Source organism: Aeromonas sp. R2-4 (assembly GCF_040908365.1).
In the GTDB taxonomy this organism is placed as follows: Bacteria; Pseudomonadota; Gammaproteobacteria; order Enterobacterales; family Aeromonadaceae; genus Aeromonas; species Aeromonas veronii.
In genome coordinates, this window is record NZ_JBFODO010000004.1 from 116948 (window position 1) to 136419 (window position 19472).

Here is a 19472-nt window from a genome sequence, read left to right on the forward strand (position 1 = left end):
GGATGACTTTAGCGGGCGTTACGGGTTGCGACGGCATCCGCCAGGTTGCGCAGCAACACTTCGGTATCAGCCCAACCGATGCAGGCATCGGTGATGCTCTGACCAACAGTGAGTTCACACCCTTCCACCAGATCCTGACGGCCTTCCACCAGATGGCTCTCCACCATCACACCAAACACCGCCTTGCTGCCGGCACGCAGTTGGCCGGCTACATCTTCAGCCACCACCATCTGGTTCTTGAACTGTTTGCTGCTGTTGGCGTGACTAAAGTCGATCATCACCTTCTGTGGCAGACCGGCCTTCTCCAGCCCCTTCACAACTTCGCTGACATGGGCGGCGCTGTAGTTCGGCTCACGACCACCACGCAGAATGATGTGACAATCCGGGTTGCCGCGGGTCGCCACGATGGCGGAGTGACCGTATTTGGTGACCGACAGGAAGTGGTGCGGCGCACTGGCAGCGCCAATGGCATCGATGGCAACCTTGATGGTGCCGTCAGTGCCGTTCTTGAAGCCCACCGGACAGGAGAGACCGGAGGCCAGCTCGCGGTGTACCTGGGATTCGGTGGTACGGGCACCGATCGCGCCCCAGCTCATCAGATCCGCCACATATTGCGGGGTGATCATGTCGAGGAACTCGGAGGCAGTTGGCAGCCCCATGTCGTTGAGATCCAGCAACAGCTTGCGACCAATGCGCAGACCGTCGTTGATCTTGCAGCTATTGTCGAGGTACGGATCGTTGATCAGCCCCTTCCAGCCCACTGTGGTGCGCGGTTTTTCGAAGTAGACCCGCATCACGATCTCCAGCTGACCTTTCAGCTCGTCGCGCAACGCCTTGAGGCGCTTGCCGTACTCCAGCGCGGCAACCGGATCATGGATGGAGCAAGGACCAATCACCACCAGCAGACGATCATCTTCGCCGGCCAGGATATTGTGAATGGCCTGACGGGATTCAAAAACGGTGGACGAGGCAACCTCGGTAGCCGGAAACTTCTCAAGCACCGCAACCGGGGGTAATAACTCTTTGATTTCACTGATACGAACGTCGTCGGTTTGATGCTGCATGACAAGGCTTCCTGCTAGATGACTGCGATTAGGAAATCTCAACATAGCCCGCGACCGCGCATGTGTAAATAGGAAATTACAGCAATCACAAAACTATTTTATATGGCAATCTTGCAAGTTATTGAAATGATGCTAAGCGAAATGACGATACTGGTGAGGAAGGCAAAAAGGCCCGCTCAGCGCGGGCCCGAAGTGTCGGTGATGACGGGTTTGTCAGTGATCAGCCACGCTGGCTGATACTGGCCAGCTTGTCGAAGTAATCCGGGAAGGTCTTCGACGTGCACTTGGGATCATTGATGGTGACCGGGGTATCCGACAACGCCACCAGCGAGAAGCACATGGCGATACGGTGATCGTTGTAGGTATCGATCTCGGCGTGCTTGAGCTGCATTGGCGGGGTCACTGTGATGAAGTCATGCCCCTCCTCCACTTCGACGCCCAGCTTGCGCAGCTCGGTCGCCATGGCGTGCAGACGATCGGTCTCTTTCACCCGCCAGTTGTAGATATTGCGAATGGAGGTCGGCCCCTCGGCAAACAGCGCGGCAACCGCGATGGTCATGGCCGCATCGGGAATATGGTTCATGTCCATATCCACTCCGTGCAGCGGTGCCTGCTCCGCCTCGATAAAATCATCGCCCCAGGTGATGCGCGCGCCCATCTTCTCCAGCACGTCGGCGAAGTGGATATCACCCTGAATGCTGTGCTTGCCAATACCGGTGACCCGCACCTTGCCCTTGATGGCACCCGCCGCGAGGAAGTAGGAGGCGCTCGAGGCATCCCCTTCCACCAGAAAGTCACCCGGGCTGATGTAGGTCTGGTTGCCCTTGATGTAGAACAGCTTGTAGTTGTCGTGCTCGATGACCACCCCGAACTGCTTCATGATGTGCAGAGTGATGTCGATGTAAGGCTTGGAGACCAGCTCCCCCTTGATGTGGATCCGGGTATCACCGGCCGCCATCGGGGCTGCCATCAAAAACGCGGTCAGGAACTGGCTGGAGACGGAGCCATCGACGTGCACATCGCCGCCCCACAGCCCTTTGGCATCCACCACCAGCGGCGGATAACCATCGTGTTTCAGGTACTGGATATGGGCACCCGCTTCACGCAGGGCATCCACCAGATGGCCGATGGGACGCTCTTCCATGCGCGGCTCGCCGCCCAGGGTATATTCACCGGAGCCCAGGCACAGGGCGGCGCACAGCGGTCGCATCGCAGTACCGGCGTTGCCAAGGAACAGATTGACCGGCTCTTTCACCGCGAAGCTGCGGCCCAGACCCTGCACGGTACACTCGGTCTTGTCGGCGGAGAGCTTGTACTTGACCCCGAGCTGGGTCAGCGCAGCCAGCATATGACGAATGTCATCGCTGTCGAGCAGGTTGGTCAGACGGGTGGTGCCACGGGCCAGCGCCGCCAGAAGCAGCGCACGGTTAGAGACACTCTTGGAGCCGGGCAGATTAACCTCACCGGCCACACGACAAATGGGTTCCAAACGCAACGAATTCATAGACTTCCTGTGCTATCTCAAAAATAAACGCCTGTCCGGACGTTAACAGCCTGCGTCCCGCTCGGCAAGGGCACTTTCAGGGGAAATCGCACGGTAAACGCCAGCGCGCTGGTTCTGTTGAAAAAAAGACGCCGGGGTATCCCCGGCGTCTTGAATCACTGCAATAGCTGGAAGCGGCTCACGAGTTGTCACGAGAGGCCACCAGCAAACAAATAGGGGCACTCTTCTCAGCCGTTGCGCTTGGCAAAGTCATCCATAAAGCTCACCAGGGCCTTCACCCCCTCCAGCGGCATGGCGTTGTAGATGCTGGCGCGCATGCCACCGACAATGCGGTGTCCTTTGAGGGCCAGCAGGCCAGCGGCTTCCGATTCGGCCAGGAACTGCTTGTCCAGCTCGGCATTTTTCAGCTGGAACGGGATGTTCATACGCGAACGGCAGCTGACATCCACCTGATTGCCATAGAAGCTCGACTGATCGAGATAGTCATAGAGGAAGTCGGCCTTCTCCTTGTTGCGCGCCTCCATCGCCTCGAGGCCACCCTGTTCTTTCAGCCACTCGAACACCAGACCGGCCAGATACCAGGCGTAGGTGGGCGGCGTGTTGAACATGGAGTCGTTCTTGGCAGTGAGTTTGTAGTCAAAAATCGAGGGGACATCGGCTCTCGCCTGCTCCAGCAGATCATCGCGCACGATGGCGATGGCAAGCCCGGACGGCCCGATATTTTTCTGGGCACCGGCATAGATAATGCCAAAGCGGCTCACATCGAGAGGACGGGAGAGAATGGTGGAGGAGAGATCCGCCACCAGCGGCACCTCGCCAGTGGCCGGGATGTCGAACATCTCGATGCCGTCAATGGTTTCGTTCGGGCAGTAGTGAACATAAGCCGCATCGGCGCGAAACGCCGGGGTCGGCAACAGGTGGGAGATCCCCTGCTCGTTCTTGGCAACCCCCTGGAAGGTCTGGATATCGCCATACTTTTTGGCTTCATCCACCGCGCTCTGGGACCAGACACCGGTCAGCAGGAAGTCCGCCTTCTTGTTGGCCCCGCCCAGCAGGTTCATGGGCACGGCGGAGAACTGACCGCGGCCGCCACCGTGCATGAAGAGCACCTTGTAGTTGTCCGGCACCGCCAGCAGCTCGCGCAGATCAGCTTCGGCCTTCTCGGCAACCGCCATGTAGGGCTTGCCGCGATGGGAAAGCTCCATGACCGAGGCTCCCAGCCCCTGAAAATTACAAAATTCGCGCTGGGCGCGCTCCATGACTTCAACCGGCAGCATGGCGGGGCCGGCGCAGAAGTTGTAAATCTGTTTGCTCATGACGCTTTCCGTGAGTGGATGAGAGTAATCGATGACTTGTCAGGTTTTACACAAGAGCAGCCAGCGGATCAAAGGCTTTTTGGGAGCTGGCTCAACCTTTTACCGTCACTCTGCGTCCCCCTTGCAGTAGAAAAAGCCCTGAACGGGTCAGGGCTTGCAGGGAACATGCACAGAAATGGCGGGCAGAGCGCATAAACGACCACAGCTCAGCCATTTCTGATAAATTTACAGTTTGGCGGTGAGCTCCGGCAGCAGGGTGAACAGATCCCCCACCAGTCCGTAGTCCGCCACCTGAAAGATGGGGGCGTCGCTGTCCTTGTTGATGGCAACGATCACTTTCGACTCCTTCATCCCCGCCAGATGCTGGATGGCCCCCGAAATGCCGACCGCGATATAGAGCTCGGGCGCCACCACCTTGCCGGTCTGCCCCACTTGCAGATCGTTGGCGACATATCCCGCATCAACGGCGGCTCGCGATGCCCCCACTGCACCGCCCAGCTTGTCGGCCAGCGCTTCTATCAAAGCAAACTGCGTCTTGGAGCCCAGTGCCCGGCCACCGGAGACAACCACCCGGGCGGCGGTCAGTTCGGGCCTGCTGGAGCGCACCGCGCGGCGCTCGACCAACCGGGTACGACCAGCGAATTCGGGCACGGCCAAGCGTTCGATGGGAGACTGCCCGCCCGTCGCCGCCTTGGCAAACGCGGTAGCCCGCACCGTCATCACTTTGACGGGCGCCGAGCTCACCACTCTGGCAATGGCATTGCCCGCATAGATGGGGCGCAGGAAGGTGTCGCTGCTCTCGATAGCCGTCACCTCGGAGAGCATCTCCACCCCGAGCCGGGCCGCCATCTGTGGCAGCAACGCCTTGCCCATGGCACTCGCCGCCATCAGGCAGTGGCTGTAACCTTCGCACCAGCTGGCCAGCAGCTTGTCGACCCCATCCAGCAGCCCGTCGGCCAGCAGGGGATGTTCGGCAAGCAGAACCTTGTCGACACCGCTGAGGGCTGCCGCCTGTTCACCCGCCTCGGTCAGCCCCTGACCCAGCAACAGCAGGTCAACTTGACCGCCGATGGATCCGGCGGCGGTCACCAGTTGTGCCACGTTGTCGGCCAGATGGCCCTGATGATGTTCGGCAATGATCAGCACGCTCATGGCAGCACCTTCGCTTCGTGTTTGAGTTTGTCCACCAGCTCGTCCACCGAGCCCACCTTGATCCCGGCGCTGCGGGCTGGCGGCGCCATCACCCCGAGCAAGCGGGTCTGATTGGCCACCTCAACGGCGAGTGTAGAGAACGGAGCGCTATCAAGCGGCTTGCGCTTGGCCTTCATGATGTTGGGCAGCGAGGCAAAGCGCGGTTCATTCAAACGCAGATCGGCGCTCACCACCGCAGGCAAAGGCATGCCCAGGGTCTCGAGGCCACCGTCGATTTCGCGAGTCACCAGCAGCTCTCCCGCTTCCACCTTGAGGGCGGACGCGCAAGTCGCCAGCGGCCAATCATTGAGGGCAGCCAGCATCTGGGCCACCTGATTGTTGTCGGAATCGATGGACTGCTTGCCGAGCAGCACCAGATCCGGCTGCTCCTGCTCACACACCTTGTGCAAGGCGCGGGCAACCGTCAGCGGGGTGAGCGTCTCATCGGTGACATAATGCAGCGCCCGATCCGCCCCCAACGCCAGCCCATGGCGCAGTTGCTCGGCGGCAGCGTCAGGGCCGAAGGTCACCACCACCAGCTCGCTGGCGATACCCACTTCCCGCAGCCTGACCCCCTCCTCCACCGCAATTTCACAAAAGGGGTTGATCCCCATCTTCACATTGGCCAGCTCCACGTCGGAGCCGTCTCCCTTCACCCGGATCTTGACGTTGTAGTCGACTACCCGTTTGATTGCGACCAGCAGCTTCATGGGGTCATGCCTCGTCTCTTTGGATTGAATTCATTAGTGTGCCTCTGCGTTTGTTGCAGTACGCTCTTCCCTGATTTTTTGCTTTTTCTTGCTCAGTTTTGCTTACAACTGCTTTACGTTTACGTAAACTACCAGCATTACCCTAGGCCAACCAGAGCGCAGAGGCAAGATGGAACGGGAAGCAATGGAATTTGATGTCGTCATCGTCGGCGGCGGTCCGGCGGGGCTCAGTGCAGCCATCGCCCTGAAACAGCAGGATGCCACTCTCTCCGTCTGTCTGCTGGAGAAAGGGGCAGAGATCGGCGCCCATCTGCTCTCCGGCGCCCTGTTTGATCCCGTCGCCTTGCAAGAGCTGCTGCCGGATGGCTGGCAGCAAGCACCGCTCGGCGTGCCGGTCAGCGACGATCAGGTACATCTGCTGCAAAGCGAGCAACGCTCCCTGCAACTCCCCGCCTGGGCCGTGCCACCCCGGATGCACAATGAGGGCTGTCACATCGTCAGCCTAGGCAATCTCTGCCGCTGGCTCGGCCAGCAGGCGGAAAAACTGGGAGTCGAAATATACCCGGGGTTTACCGCCAGCGAACTTATCATGGAAGCGGGCCGGGTCAAGGGGGTCATCACCGGCGATCTGGGGCTGGATCGCGCTGGCAACCCGAAAGCTGATCATGTGCCCGGCATGGCGCTGCTCGGCCGCTACACCCTCTTTGCCGAAGGGGCCCGCGGCCATCTCGGCAAACAGCTGATCGCCGACTTCAACCTGGCAAGCCCTGCCCAGCCCCAGCACTATGCCATCGGCTTCAAAGAGCTGTGGCAACTGCCTGCAGGTCGGGGCAAGGCGGGACAGGTGCTGCACGGCAGTGGCTGGCCCCTTGGCAAGCAAGGGGGCGGCAATAGCCACGGCGGTTTCTATCTCTATCAAATGGAGGGGGATCAGGTTGCGGTCGGGCTGATTGTCGATCTCAACTACCAGAATCCCTGGCTCAGCCCGTTCGACGAATTCCAGCGCCTCAAGCATCACCCGCTTATCGCCGACCTGCTGCAAGGGGGGGAACGCATCAGTTACGGCGCCCGCGCCATCACCAAAGGGGGCTGGCACGCTCTGCCCCGCATGCACTTCCCGGGTGGCCTCCTTATCGGCTGCGATGCCGGTACTCTCGACTTTTCCCGCATCAAGGGGATCCACACCGCCATGAAATCGGGGATGCTGGCGGCAAAAACCGTCGCGATGGCACTGCGGGGGGGCGATGAGGGGGGACGGGACCTAGCCCAGTATGGCGACGAGCTGCAACAGAGCTGGCTGGCCCGCGAGCTCAAGGCGGCGCGCAACTTCGGCGCGGCTCTTCACAACTATGGTCCTTGGTTGGGCGGTGCCTTCAACTGGCTGGAGCAACGGCTGTTTGGCGCAAACTCGCCCTTCAAGCTACTCGATAAGGCTCACGATTATCGTCAGCTACGCGTGGCCAGCCGCTGCAAGCCCATCCATTATCCCAAACCCGATGGCAAGCTGAGCTTTGACAAGCTCTCGTCTGTGTATCTCGCCAACACCAGTCACGACGAGGATCAGCCCTGCCACCTCAAGCTGCAGGACGCGCGCATTCCGGTAGAGGTCAATCTGCCCACCTGGGCCGAACCCGCCCAGCGCTACTGCCCGGCAGGGGTATTTGAGGTGCTGGAGGCGGACGGCGCGACAAAACTGCAGATCAACGCCGCCAACTGCATCCACTGCAAAACCTGTGATATCAAGGACCCCAGTCAAAACATTATCTGGACACCGCCACAGGGGGGCTCAGGGCCCAATTATCCGAATATGTGATGAAGCGGGGCAGCGGCAACAAGCAGCCCCAGCTAGCCCTCCCCCAGCCAAAGGCTGGGTTCTCCCCCGCATAGTCGCTCAGGTGATCCGACCTCGCTGTTTTTTTGAACAAACAGGCTGAATCCCTGATGAATAGCCCCTGACAAGCGCGGCCCGCCCCTGTATAGTTCGCCGCATTCAGGTTTTCCATCGGCCCGATCTGCTTATCCACGGGATCGCCTTCTGCAGCGATCTAAGGCCGCATGACCTGTGCAACCATCCCTGATTACCCATGACTTTTTAAGGGGGGACAGATGATCACCGCCTACATTCTCAACAACAAGGTGCTGGACATAGTCACGCTCGGGCCTGACGACATAGTACCTGACAACACGGTCTGGCTGGATGCCTACAAGCCGGACACGGCAGAGCGAGAATGGTTGACGGGCCTGTTCCTGGAAGAGGTCCCCGACAAGGAAGAGCTCGACGACATCGAAGCATCCGCCCGTTTTTACTGGGATACCGATGGTCTGCACATTCACTCCCTGTTTCCCCAGCGGATCGGTCGTGACACCAAGGGTGTCCACGTCTCCTTTACCCTGCGCAACAACCTGCTGATCAGCATTCGCGAAGATGACATCGGGCTGGTGCGCCTGCTGCGCCACTATATGCGCCAGGATCGGCTGGAAGTGGAGGATGCCCTCGACATCCTGCTGGAGGTGCAAAACCTCAAGGTGGAGTACCTCTCCGACCTTATCGAAGATGGTTACAAAACGTTGGAGAACACCGCCGATCAGATCTTCGAGCCGGATCAGATCAACCCCATGCTCAAAGAGTTGATGGCACAGGAAGAGGCCAACGGCCAGATCCGTCTCTCTCTGCACGATACCCGCCGCGCCCTGCGTTTCCTCAAACGCAGCCTGCGCCAGCGCATGAGCCTTGAGCAGAACAAGTGGATCGACGAGATGCTGCACGACGTGGAATCCCTGTTGCCCCACACCCAGTTCTTGTTCGACAAGATCAACTTCCAGCTGGAGGCCTCCATGGGGGTCACCAATCTGGAGCAGAACAAGGTGATCAAGATCTTCTCGGTAGCCGCCGTGATCTTCCTGCCGCCGACCCTGATCGCCAGTATCTACGGCATGAACTTTGGCCGCATGCCGGAGCTCGCCTGGGAGTATGGTTATCCCATGTCACTGGTGCTGATGGTGATGTCATCGCTCGGCACCGGCCTCTTCTTCAAGCGCAAAGGCTGGCTGTAACGCCGCCGACGCGCGCTGCGATATCTGAAGAAACGGATTGGGGGGCATGGCCCCCCGATTAATTTGCGCCACGCCCAACGCCTTGCAAAGGGCGCTTCGTCGCCCCATATCCCCTCCATCACTCAATTCAAGTGGATAACGGGCAACCATGACCCTCTACCCCGAACACCGATATGACGATCACGGCCAGTTGCGCCCGCCCCTCTGGTTCTGGCCCATCGCCCTGTTGCTGACCCGCTCGGTCTGGCTCTTTTTGATGGCAGGGGTCACCCGCGAGAGCGGCAGCGAGATCCTGACCCTCTTCTATCCGGACAAGATCACCCTCTACATCAGCCTGCTGACCGACGTGCCCGCCATCCTGGCGTTGCTCGCCTGCGGCGGCACCTATCAGCAGACCCAAAGCATTCGCGCCAGACTCCGGTGCCACAGCCCGCTGCTGCTACTCTGCTCTGCCGTCAGCGGCCTGCTGATGCAACTGCACAGCCTCAATCTGCAGAAGTGGTCGTTCAGCTGGCCCACCGCACTGGTGCTGGTCGCCAGCCTCTGGTCACTCTGGTATCTGCTGCGCAGTCGCCAACTACGGGAATATGCAGCAGATCAGCCCCACTGACGGGGCTGACACCTATTGACGAGTGACCCGGATCTGCAGGGTCTGGCGCTCGCTCTGGCTGCCTCGCCCGCCCTGTAGCTGGGTGCCGAGGCTACTCCCCTGATCCGCTGAGCTGGTCGAAAGCTCTCCCACCGTCAGCCACTGGCCCGGGGCCCCGCTCACCTCGGTGGCACTCTGCCCACGATTGATGGTGCCCTGATCCAGCCTCGCCTGTTCGCTGCTCAGCGCAATCTGCACCCGATCCCCAATCAAGGTGGCCGTGGCATAGAGGCCGTTCACCAGCGGCATCATCCCCACCACGGCTCCCCCATTCCACTGATAGAAGGTAACCGGTTGATAGGAGCCCATCTGCAGCAGCACGGGACGGCCAGACAGCCCGCGCACCTGCCAGCTGTCGTTTTGGCTGCGCTGGTACTGCTGGGCGTTGCCATCGACCAGCCACTGCCGCTTGGCCTCGTCGCGACTGATTGAGCCCCCCAGTTGCTGACCGCTGGCGGCACCATCGACCCGCCACTCGATAAGCAGGCTTTGCGGTGGCTGGTTGATCTGCGCCAGCGTGGCTTCGGCCTCCTGCAGCTGGGCTGGCGTCCCGCTCAGCACCAGCTGATTCCCCATGGCGCTGACCCCAAGCTGGGGATAGATCTCCTTGAGGGTCTGCACCGCCGCCTGCGCCTCGAAGACCGGGATCACCTTCACCTCGGCCCACAACGACGGGCTCCAGAGTCCCATCATGCAGCCAAGCCACAGCAGCACCCTGCGGCCAACCTTGCCCATCCGAACCATTACGCTCTCCTCGTTCTCTGTGCTCTTCTCGCTCTCTGTTCTCTCTCTGCTCAGGCGTAGACCTGCGCCCGCAGCCAACAGCTCAGCCCTATTCCGCTCACTCGTCGATGATGAACCCGGCGGTTGCCAAAAAACAATCGGGAATGCAGCAACTCCGTGATTTCCCACGGTATGAGGCTCTCATTCCACGCCCGTTATCGCGTAAGATAGCGCCATCATAGTTGCCCAAGCGGAATCCATCATGTTGAAACAGCTGTTGTTACTCCCCCTCGCCCTGCTGCTGGGGGCCTGCTCCCTGACCCAGTACAACGTCAGCGAGGCCGAAATCAACCAGTACCTCAAAGATCAGGTCTCTTTTGAAAAACAGCTGGGGATCCCCGGTATCATGTCGAGCAAGATCCGTCTGGATGAGATGCAGAGCCGTATCGGCCGCAAACAAGCAGGTCGCATCGAGCTGGACGCCGCTGGCGACCTGCAGGTGAGCAGCCCCCTTGGCAGCCAGCAGATGAAGATCCGCTTTGCCCTGAGCGCCCGCCCGGACTATGTGGCCGATCAGGGCGCCATCTATCTGCGCGACCTTGAACTGGTCTCGGTCAAGACCGAGCCGGCCGATATTGGGGCTGCCCTCACCCCGCTGCTGCCCACCTTCAATCAGTCGCTCTCCCTGTTCCTGTCGCAGACCCCGGTCTACCGCCTCGACAGCAGCCGCAAGAACGAAGCCAGGATCAAGGAGAAGGTCGAAGCCCTCAAGGTAGAGCCGGGCCGTCTGGTCATCCCGTTCAAGCTGCTCTGATCCCCGCAGCGCTGGCACTTTCAGCGCGTTCAACAGATAACCGTCCTCTTCGACAGCGCACATCCAGTTTAACGTGCAGCCGAATGGGGCGGTTTTTTACTTCTCAAGTCCCCGCCAACACAGCATAATGCAGACCATTCTCATTTAGATTCGTCATGAGAAGCGTCAATAATAAAACCAATGGTGAGAAGGGACATGAGAAAAACCGTACTGGTTCAGGCGATCGCCTGCGCACTGATCAGCGGCGCCGCACACGCTGCCGTCAAAGTCGAAGACAAGACATTCAATACCGCCGCCAACATGCTGGCCTATACCGAATTCGAGCTCTCCGGTGAGCCGCTGGCCGAAGCGCTGGGGCTGGATCTGGATGTGCTGGATGCCAACCGTGCCGATGAGCCGACCCCGTTCGACTTCGCTGCCGGCATCGAATCCTACGAATACTCCGAAGAGGCGATGTACGCCCTCAACTACCAATCCGGCATGGGCCCGCATCTGGTGAACGGGCCGCAAAACCTGGCCCGTGGCGGCACCATGGCATCTCTGGGGCAACGGGTGTTGGCCATGGCCGATGCCGTTGGCTTCCCGGCGGATGAAGTGCCGCAGGGCATGTATCCCCTCTCCCTGCCCTACGCCTCCGCCAATCCGGAGTTTGCCCAGGCCGTCAACGCCACCCCGGTCAATGGCGACCAGATCACCATCAAGACCGCCAAAGGGACCGAGAAAACCGTCAAGACCCAGGTGCCCGCCTACTTCCGTGACTACAGCACCCTGCGCTGGAGCGGTAGCGACAACCTGCTGGTGCCCGCAGCGGTGGGCGGTATCCTGCTCAAAGAGGTGATGTGGTCGCAAGACTTCCTCGGCGGCATGCACGTGGCCGAGACCGATGAAGAGGTAGAAGCCGCCTCCGCCACCATGGATCAGGATGGCAAGCACAAGCTGGGCGTCTCTGCCGCTGACGGCTTCAACGGCATGATGCTGACCGAGCAATCCATCGACAAGCTGGCCATCATGCAGAACCAGCTCGGCTTCGATGGTAAACAACTGGGCGCCAAGATCACCCCGCAGTACGAACCGGCCAAGGGCGTGATTTACTTCCCCCATCAGGTGAAAGTGACCGAAACCAGCAACAACGATGCCGGTGCCATCGGCAAGCTGGAGGTGGTGGATGGTTCCGCCCAGCTGCGCGATGCCTGGATGATGCTGTGGCCGCTCTCCGAGTTCTATGCCTTCAGCGATCAGCGCAGCGCCAACACCAACCAGAACCCGGCCTTCCACGCCGTGTTTGACGGTGCGCCGTTTGCCGCCGCACCTGCTGCCAACAAGACCAATGACCTGGGCAAAGCGGTCGCGGGCAGCGATGCCTTCTCGCTGGCGATCAATCTCTCCAACCTCACCTTCAAGAACCTGGCAGCCCTGCACTTTGATACCAAGGCTGGCACCCTGGTCGACAGCTGGCAGGCAGGCAAACAGGGTAAGCACGTCACCACCTTTGACGCCGCTTACGCACTGGTCGCCCTGCAGATCTTCCAGCGCGCTCAGGATGCGCTGCCGGTTGGTTACGCCGCCGGTGACAATGGCGAGCTGAACCTCAAGACCCAGCAGGGTCAGCAGGCGCTTGAGCTTATCCGCAAACAGGCCGATTTCATCCTTGCCAACCTCAAGGGCAAAAATGGTCTGGTGCATGACGGCATCACCCTGGGTGGCAAGCTCGATGCCGGCCACTCCATCGATACGCAGTTCGCCGCCATCCGTGGTCTGACCGCGGCGTTCCTCGCCACCTCCGATGCCAAGTACCGCACTGCCGCCCGCGAGCTGTTTATCGCTGCCGACAAGGCCTACTTCAATGCCAAGGCGGGCACCTGGCTGGCGGGTAAACAGGGTGAATACACCCCCTGGACCCAGGCTGCCATCTCCGGCGCCCTGCGCTCTGCCATGCTGAACCTGCGCAACGAAGGGGCCGAGAAGGCGCCCGAGCTGGAGCTGGCCAAGCTGACCGGTCAGTACGTCAGCTGGTTCCGTGGCACCGTCAACGGTGGCATGCAGATGGCCGAGTGGATCGGTGACTCCGGCGAGAACATCATCGAAGGTGCCGGCAGCGACACCGATGAAGATGGCGTACCGCAAGTGACCGCTGCCGGTGGCAAGCACGGCACCGCCATGGTGATGGCCGCCAAAGCAGTGGTTAGCGAGTAATCCTCGCCATTCACCAGCATGAAAAAGGGAGCCAAATTGGCTCCCTTTGCATTACAGCGTCTGACACAGTTTCAAGGGCCTTCCTCAAACCAGCTTGTCCAGCATCTCCTTGGTCACCAGCACAATCCCCTGCTCGGAGCGGTAGAAGCGGCGGCTATCCTCATCGGCATTCTCGCCCACCACCAGCCCATCGGGCAGCACACATCCCTTGTCCACCACCACCCGGCGCAGACGGCAACCGGCGCCAATCTCGACCCCGGGGAAGATGATGGCCTGATCCAGGGTGCAGAAGGAGTGCACCCGCACATTGGTAAAGAGCACCGAGTTGAGCACAAATGACCCACTGACGATGGTACCGCCCGAGAACATGGAGTTGATGGTCATGCCGTGCTGACCATTGCGGTCCTGCACAAACTTGGCCGGTGGCGTCAGGGTCTGGCTGGTCCAGATGGGCCAGTTCTGATCGTAGATATCGAGCTCGGGCAGCACGGAGGCGAGATCCATGTTCGCTTCCCAGAAGGAGTCCAGCGTACCCACGTCACGCCAATAGGGCTTTTGCCCCTCGCGCGCGCCGACACAGGACATGTTGAAGGAGTGAGCAAATGCCATCCCCTCCTCCACGATGCGGGGGATCACATCCATCCCGAAGTCGTGTTTGGAGTCCTGATTGAGAATGTCCTCCTCCAGCAGTTGGTAGAGGTACTCCGCCTCGAAGATATAGATCCCCATGGAGGCCAGCGAGCGATCTTCGCAACCCGGCATGGCGGGCGGATTGGCCGGTTTTTCGACGAAGGCGCGGATCTTGCGCTGCTCGTCGATATCCATGATCCCGAAGGCGGATGCCTCGGCCCGCGGCACCTCGATACAAGCCACAGTCACCTTGGCGCCAAGGCGCACATGGTCGAGCAGCATGGCAGCGTAATCCATCTTGTAGATGTGATCCCCCGCCAGTACCACCAGGTATTTGGGGCCGTAGTCGCGGATGATATCGACGTTCTGATAGATGGCATCGGCGGTGCCGCGATACCAGTGCACCTCGTCCACCCGTTGCTGGGCAGGAAGCAGGTCGATGAATTCGTTCATCTGGTAACGCAGGAAGGACCAGCCCGATTGCAGGTGACGCAGCAGGCTGTGGGATTTGTATTGGGTGACTACACCAACGCGGCGGATCCCCGAGTTGATACAGTTGGAGAGCACAAAATCAATGATCCGGAATTTGCCACCGAAATGGACGGCAGGCTTGGCGCGGTTGTCAGTCAACTGCTTCAGGCGACTACCACGTCCACCCGCCAGCACCAGTGCCATACTCTGGTTCAATAATTGTCGTGCTTTGGCACTATTTTCGGGCTCTAACAACATGATTTACCTCTGCCTTGTTTGATCTATTTTCAACTCATCTTCGCCTGTTTCGGCACCTGTGAAAGTGGTTTCACTCACATTTAACCGATCTCAATTGACCCTTTTCACCGAGTTGCGAGGAATAGCATGCTTTGCTCCGCCAGCTTGGTTAAAATTCCCCCACAAAGCAGCCACTTCAAGGATGACAAGATGGTTCACAAGCTCGGACGTACCCTCTTTCTGATCGCCACCATAGTGACCATACCCCTGCTGCTCCTGCAAGCAGTTTGGTTGGCCCTTCAGAGCACACCGCTCACTTTGGCCATTATTCTGGCCACCACACTGCTTGGCATGATCCTGTTGTTGATGCTGGCCATCCGCACCATGGATGGCATGCTCCAGCATCAGGAGCTCACCTGGATCAAGGCGATCAGAGGGCGGGATCCCTCACAACTCGATGAGCCCGCCTCCCAGGAGGTGCTGCAACAGCTGCTGGAGCAGTTCGAAAGCGCCGAGCAGAGCGCCCATCGCCAGCTGACCGAGCTCAGCAACCTGGCCACCACCGACGAGCTGACCCAGCTACTCAACCGCCACGCATTTCGCCGCGACATGACCGAGTTGCTGCAGCGGGATCAGGACACCCAGACCGCGACCCTGGTGCTGATCCGTGCCACCGAGCTTGGCAAGATCAACGCCCAACGCGGCTTCCAGTCTGGTGATGCCTACATCAAGGACATGGCGGCCCTTATCAAGCGGGTGGTAAGCCGCTTCCCGGGCAATCAGGTCTACCGCATTTCGGGGGCCGATTTCGCCGTGCTGGTGCAACCGGTGGCCAATATTCCTCCCCATCTGCTGGGACAGGATTTGAAGGTGGCCTTCGATCACTATCAGGATCAGCACGAGCTGGAGAGCACCGGTTACTCGGGGCTGACCAAGCTCAGCAGCGGCCAGAAAATCGAAGCCGTGCTGGCCAGAGCTGATCTGGCGCTGGCTCGCGCTCAGACCGAAACCATCAACGGCTGGGCCATCCAGCAGGATGACAGCGCCTCCGATCTGCAGGGGCAACACCACTGGCGCGATGTGCTGACAGAAGTGCTGGCGCAGGAGCGGCTCAGCTTTACCTACCAGCCGATCCAGCCCCTGCACCGCAGCATGCTGGCTTACAACGAGATCTACACCCGCTTCAGCGGCAATGATGGCACTGCCCTGCCCACCGACACCCTGTTTGCCATGGCCCAGCGGCTGGATATGGTGATGCGGCTGGAGCAGCTGGTCATTACCCACATCATGCGCCAGTATCGGGCCTTTGGTGCCAACCAGAGTCGCTGGGGGATCAACCTCTCCCCCAACCTGCTGCAAAACAGCGCCTTCCTGATCTGGCTTGACCGCCAGCTGCTCAAAGATCCCAATACCAGCGCCAATCTGGTGTTCGAACTGGATGAAGAGCATCTGGAACGCAACCTGACCGGAGCCAAGCGGGTGTTTGAATTGCTGCGCCGCAACGGCAGTCGCTCGGCCATCGCCAATTTCGGCAAGGGGATCGGCTCCTTTACCCTGTTTCGCGAGCTCAAGCCCGACTATATCAAGCTGGACCCTGCCCTGATCACCGGGCTGGAGCAGGATCAGACCAACCAGCAGTTCGTGCGGATGATCGTCGATGTATCACATCGGATGGGGTGTCAGGTCATTGCAGAGGGGGTAGAACAGCTTGGTCAGAAACAGCTGCTGCAGGGGATGTACGTGGATGGCTTGCAGGGCTATCTGATCGCCCGGCCGCAACCGCTGCGACCGGATATCAGCCAGCTGGGGCTCTTTACTGAGGATGCTTCAGCTTCAAAAGGGTCAGAATGATGTCATTGAGCTGGCGATAACGCTCCAGCTCCTTCTGATCGTAACGGGTAGCCAGTGTAGTAGGATTGTGGCGGTTTTTGAGGTAACGGTTGATTTGCAGGCGATTGAACCCCGCCACCTGATAGACCTGGCCAAGCAGGGTATTGAGTTCATCGTGCTCCAGACCGGCTCTGGCCAGATAGTCCCCATCGGCGGGACTCTCGGTCTGGTGGCTCCACTTGCCAATGCGACCACTCTCCTGCAGATAGCTGAGCCACTGCTCGATATAGAGGGGTTTGCACCCCGCCAACAGATTGAAAAAGCCCACCGCATCGCAACGACAGCCGCTAAGGAGCACGACCGCCAGCTGATCATCATCGCACTGGAAGGTCACAGGTCCGGCTTGCGCCCAATCGAGCGCCTGCACCCGAATGCTGGCCTTCTCACCCGCAGCTCCCGTTACGTCGAATACAAACATGGCGCTCCTCCCTTGGCAAAAGGTTGATGATGGACCATCCCCCTGACAGGTGCAAAGGCAAATCGGCTTTTAACTCATCAATCGGGCCATTCGACCATAAAAAAGACCGGCACCCTCACGGATGCCGGTCTTTGTCCCGATGGCCTGTGCGTTCAGGCCATCAATGGAGGCGCTTTCAGGCGTCCAGTTCAACCAGTGCCTTGGCCAGCTCGATGGGTTCGAGCTCCTGACCTTCCAGATCGGCGTTCCAGTTCGGGCCGACCAGCACATCGTCTTCATCCAGATCGTTGATCCAGATATCGAGAAACTCTTCCAGATCGATCACTTCCGGCTCGTAATCGGCCCACTCGTCGACGCAGTGCAGACGAGCGTCCTCTTCGGCAGACCAGAGCGGCATCACGTCGGCATCTTCAAATTCGGCTGAGCGGCAGACGACCCAGTCTTCCCCATAGCGCAGACCCCATACCTGACCCGACTCGCGGACTTGTTCGATAAACAGTTGGAAATTGGCGTCAAGGTTGTCGTTAAGCATGCTCATGGGGTTCTCTCTTTCTTTCGGGTGCTGCGGCATTGTCGGGCGACAATACGATGGCCAAATGGTGTCGTAAAAGTGACATGGACTCAAGCATATTGGGGTTATTCCGGGAAAAAAGCCGGGATAACTCATATTTGCCTGCAAAAACGCCTCCCGATGGAGGCGTCTTGCAGATTCAGGAGATCAACGCTCCCAGTAAACCTCTTCCAGACTGTCCTCTTTCTCCGGCAAACCGCGGGAGAGACGGGGGCTGCTCTGGGCCAGCACCTCGTAGCTGACGCGGTTGGCGTATTTGCACACCTGGGCCAGTGAGGAGTAGGTCAGGAACTCGGAGATGTGCTTGGCGGAGTTGGGCACATTCATCCGATGGTAGGAGTTGGCCACCATGTCGTGCAGCACGGCGGAAAGCGCGCCATCCCCTGCCCCGTTGGTGTTCTTGATCTTCTCCGGGCCACCCATGTACGGGGAGATGTGGGAGTAGATGCGGGCCGGTTTGCGGCACTTGGCGCGGGCCATCGGGCGGCTGAACTCATACATATTGAATTCGGGGATAACACCAGGCAACAGGGTATGAGTGGTCTCGCGCTTGTAGTCCTCGTCGGTATAACTCGCCATGTAGAGGCCGATGGGGCCAGCAGTACAGAGCACCATATCGGCCCAGTCGAGCGCCTTGTCGGCAGCACCGAGCGGATCAGCGATACCGGTCAGGGCTTCACCTTCGTCTTCGTTCATCGCCAGCACGGTCACGTTCTCGGCAATGAAGTCGCGCCACCACTGGGGGTTTTCGTCGATGACGAAACGGGTGCCCAGGGTCAGCACCACGGGAATACCGGCCTCGCGGGCATAACGCACCGCGGTCATGGCCGCCTCTTTCATCGGATCACCATCGTCACCACGCACCAGATAGGCGGTGATCACCAGGGCTGACGCCCCTTTGATCACATCCTCCGGAATGTGCTGCACATCCAGCTGGTTCATCTTGCCGGCGTTGATGCCGAAGCTGCGCTCGCCGCACTCGGTAATGAAAGTGAAGCAACGGCCGATGGGGCCATCAACCGGCTGCAGGTAGTCCAGATTGACGCGGGAAGAGGTGTTGCACAGATAACGGTAGGCGTAGCAGCCGATGCGAATGTCCTGACTCATCACACCCAGCAGGATGGAGTGGGAATCGGCCAGCACCGAGTAGTTGTGTACCGTGTTGCCAATGGTGCCACCGGCAAACTCGCTCACTACCATGTTGTTGGCCTTGAGCTCGTCATAAATCCGTTCGGCTACATCGTCATTGATAACGACGGAGTGCCCCTTGCTCAGACCATAACGGGTCAGAAAGTCTTCATCCACATGGGCTTCGATATCAACCAGGGTCTGATCAATCCCGACGACGTAGGCTTTGCCCAGCTCGGTTAACAGGGGATTTTGCGGCACCAGGGGATCGCGTCTGTCGACAGGGAAGTAGTGTTTGGACTTGCGCTGACCGGGAAATTTCATGGCAATGTTCTGTGCTCTGGGGGAAAGAGGGGCGGGATTTTAACACAATCCGCCGCCCCGAAAAGTCGCCCTGTTTAAATAATGGAGTCAGTATAGACAAGGCCTGCAAGGAAAAACGTTTGCCTTTTCACCATAAAAAAACCACCCCGCCCGGGGTGGTTCCATAGCATACAAAAGCGACTGATTTCAGGCAGCTGCCATACCCTGCAACAGAGCCAGCACTGTGAAGAGGCCGAGGGCGAGCCAGAACAGCAAGGTGCCCAGAAAACGGGGCACATTGGGGGCTTTGGGGATCTGGATGCCGATGGCATGCAGGATGCGGCCGACCAACAGCATGGCGCCACCGGCATGCAGCCAGAGCACACCGGCACCGGAGAGCTCGCACAGCGCCATCAGCAGCAGGGTCAGCGGCACATACTCGGCAAAATTGCCGTGGGCCCGGATCGCCGCCAGCAGCTCGGGGGCTTCCCCCTGCCCTATCATCACCCCGAACTGGGCGCGGCGTCTGACCACCCAGAAGGAGAGCCCCAGAAACAGCAGCCCCAGCAGGCCTGCGTATATCAGCGTGATATGTACCATGACTCG

Annotated in this window: 17 protein-coding genes; 6 read left to right on the forward strand and 11 right to left on the reverse strand. The window is 59.6% G+C overall.

Features of this window, described 5'->3' with window-relative positions; genetic code table 11:
• Positions 1-8: 8 nt before the first annotated feature.
• The 5 genes from aroG to AB5Z05_RS02090 all read right to left on the reverse strand — a co-directional run bounded on the left by aroG (position 9) and on the right by AB5Z05_RS02090 (position 5785).
• Entirely contained in the window at positions 9-1064 is a 1056-nt protein-coding gene (aroG, locus tag AB5Z05_RS02070; protein ID WP_005351268.1) for a 3-deoxy-7-phosphoheptulonate synthase AroG, read from the reverse strand.
• Between the two features lie 220 nt (positions 1065-1284).
• Positions 1285-2568, reverse strand: a complete 1284-nt coding sequence (gene aroA, locus AB5Z05_RS02075) for a 3-phosphoshikimate 1-carboxyvinyltransferase (protein WP_368149986.1) — start codon at positions 2566-2568, stop codon at positions 1285-1287.
• Positions 2569-2795: 227 nt separating this feature from the next.
• Positions 2796-3884, reverse strand: a complete 1089-nt coding sequence (serC, locus tag AB5Z05_RS02080) for a 3-phosphoserine/phosphohydroxythreonine transaminase (RefSeq protein ID WP_110303871.1) — start codon at positions 3882-3884, stop codon at positions 2796-2798.
• A gap of 225 nt (positions 3885-4109) precedes the next feature.
• Positions 4110-5036, reverse strand: coding sequence for an electron transfer flavoprotein subunit alpha/FixB family protein (locus AB5Z05_RS02085; RefSeq protein WP_368149987.1), 927 nt, complete (start codon positions 5034-5036; stop codon positions 4110-4112).
• A complete protein-coding gene (locus AB5Z05_RS02090) occupies positions 5033-5785 on the reverse strand; it encodes an electron transfer flavoprotein subunit beta/FixA family protein (RefSeq protein ID WP_227273526.1) in 753 nt (250 codons plus the stop codon). The genes AB5Z05_RS02085 and AB5Z05_RS02090 overlap by 4 nt, the downstream gene beginning before the upstream one ends.
• Before the next feature lie 169 nt (positions 5786-5954).
• Here AB5Z05_RS02090 and AB5Z05_RS02095 point away from each other — a divergent pair, with 169 nt between their 5' ends.
• From AB5Z05_RS02095 to AB5Z05_RS02105, 3 genes are all read left to right on the forward strand, one after another.
• On the forward strand, positions 5955-7598 hold the full coding sequence (locus AB5Z05_RS02095; protein ID WP_368149988.1) for an electron transfer flavoprotein-ubiquinone oxidoreductase: 1644 nt from the start codon (positions 5955-5957) through the stop codon (positions 7596-7598).
• A 293-nt stretch (positions 7599-7891) separates the two neighbouring features.
• Entirely contained in the window at positions 7892-8839 is a 948-nt protein-coding gene (corA, locus tag AB5Z05_RS02100) for a magnesium/cobalt transporter CorA (protein WP_005337059.1), read from the forward strand.
• Positions 8840-8987: 148 nt separating this feature from the next.
• On the forward strand, positions 8988-9449 hold the full coding sequence (locus AB5Z05_RS02105; protein WP_368149989.1) for a DUF2919 domain-containing protein: 462 nt from the start codon (positions 8988-8990) through the stop codon (positions 9447-9449).
• A gap of 12 nt (positions 9450-9461) precedes the next feature.
• Here AB5Z05_RS02105 and AB5Z05_RS02110 read toward each other — a convergent pair whose 3' ends face one another.
• Positions 9462-10232 (reverse strand): hypothetical protein, encoded by a 771-nt coding sequence (locus AB5Z05_RS02110; RefSeq protein WP_368149990.1) that lies wholly within the window; start codon positions 10230-10232, stop codon positions 9462-9464.
• Positions 10233-10473: 241 nt separating this feature from the next.
• Between AB5Z05_RS02110 and AB5Z05_RS02115 the strand changes: the two genes are divergently transcribed.
• Together AB5Z05_RS02115 and AB5Z05_RS02120 are read left to right on the forward strand one after the other, a co-directional pair.
• Positions 10474-11025: a lipoprotein gene (locus tag AB5Z05_RS02115; RefSeq protein WP_368149991.1), complete on the forward strand. Its 552-nt coding sequence runs from the start codon at positions 10474-10476 to the stop codon at positions 11023-11025.
• A 195-nt stretch (positions 11026-11220) separates the two neighbouring features.
• The gene (locus AB5Z05_RS02120) at positions 11221-13218 is read left to right on the forward strand and encodes a hypothetical protein (RefSeq protein ID WP_368149992.1); all 1998 of its coding nucleotides are present in this window, start codon (positions 11221-11223) and stop codon (positions 13216-13218) included.
• An 84-nt stretch (positions 13219-13302) separates the two neighbouring features.
• Here the strand turns inward: AB5Z05_RS02120 and glgC are convergent, their stop codons facing one another.
• Positions 13303-14577, reverse strand: coding sequence for a glucose-1-phosphate adenylyltransferase (glgC, locus tag AB5Z05_RS02125; protein WP_368149993.1), 1275 nt, complete (start codon positions 14575-14577; stop codon positions 13303-13305).
• Positions 14578-14766: 189 nt separating this feature from the next.
• Between glgC and AB5Z05_RS02130 the strand changes: the two genes are divergently transcribed.
• Positions 14767-16407 carry an EAL domain-containing protein gene (locus AB5Z05_RS02130; protein ID WP_139459495.1) on the forward strand — a complete coding sequence of 547 codons (1641 nt, stop codon included), beginning with the start codon at positions 14767-14769 and terminating at the stop codon, positions 16405-16407.
• Here the strand turns inward: AB5Z05_RS02130 and AB5Z05_RS02135 are convergent.
• The 4 genes from AB5Z05_RS02135 to AB5Z05_RS02150 all read right to left on the reverse strand — a co-directional run bounded on the left by AB5Z05_RS02135 (position 16370) and on the right by AB5Z05_RS02150 (position 19466).
• Positions 16370-16864, reverse strand: coding sequence for a hypothetical protein (locus AB5Z05_RS02135; RefSeq protein ID WP_042055706.1), 495 nt, complete (start codon positions 16862-16864; stop codon positions 16370-16372). The genes AB5Z05_RS02130 and AB5Z05_RS02135 overlap by 38 nt on opposite strands.
• A 175-nt stretch (positions 16865-17039) precedes the next feature.
• Positions 17040-17402, reverse strand: coding sequence for a DUF2750 domain-containing protein (locus AB5Z05_RS02140; RefSeq protein ID WP_005337077.1), 363 nt, complete (start codon positions 17400-17402; stop codon positions 17040-17042).
• Positions 17403-17582: 180 nt separating this feature from the next.
• Entirely contained in the window at positions 17583-18887 is a 1305-nt protein-coding gene (locus tag AB5Z05_RS02145; protein ID WP_005337079.1) for an inosine/guanosine kinase, read from the reverse strand.
• A gap of 186 nt (positions 18888-19073) precedes the next feature.
• Entirely contained in the window at positions 19074-19466 is a 393-nt protein-coding gene (locus AB5Z05_RS02150; protein WP_216950959.1) for an MAPEG family protein, read from the reverse strand.
• Positions 19467-19472 lie beyond the last annotated feature (6 nt).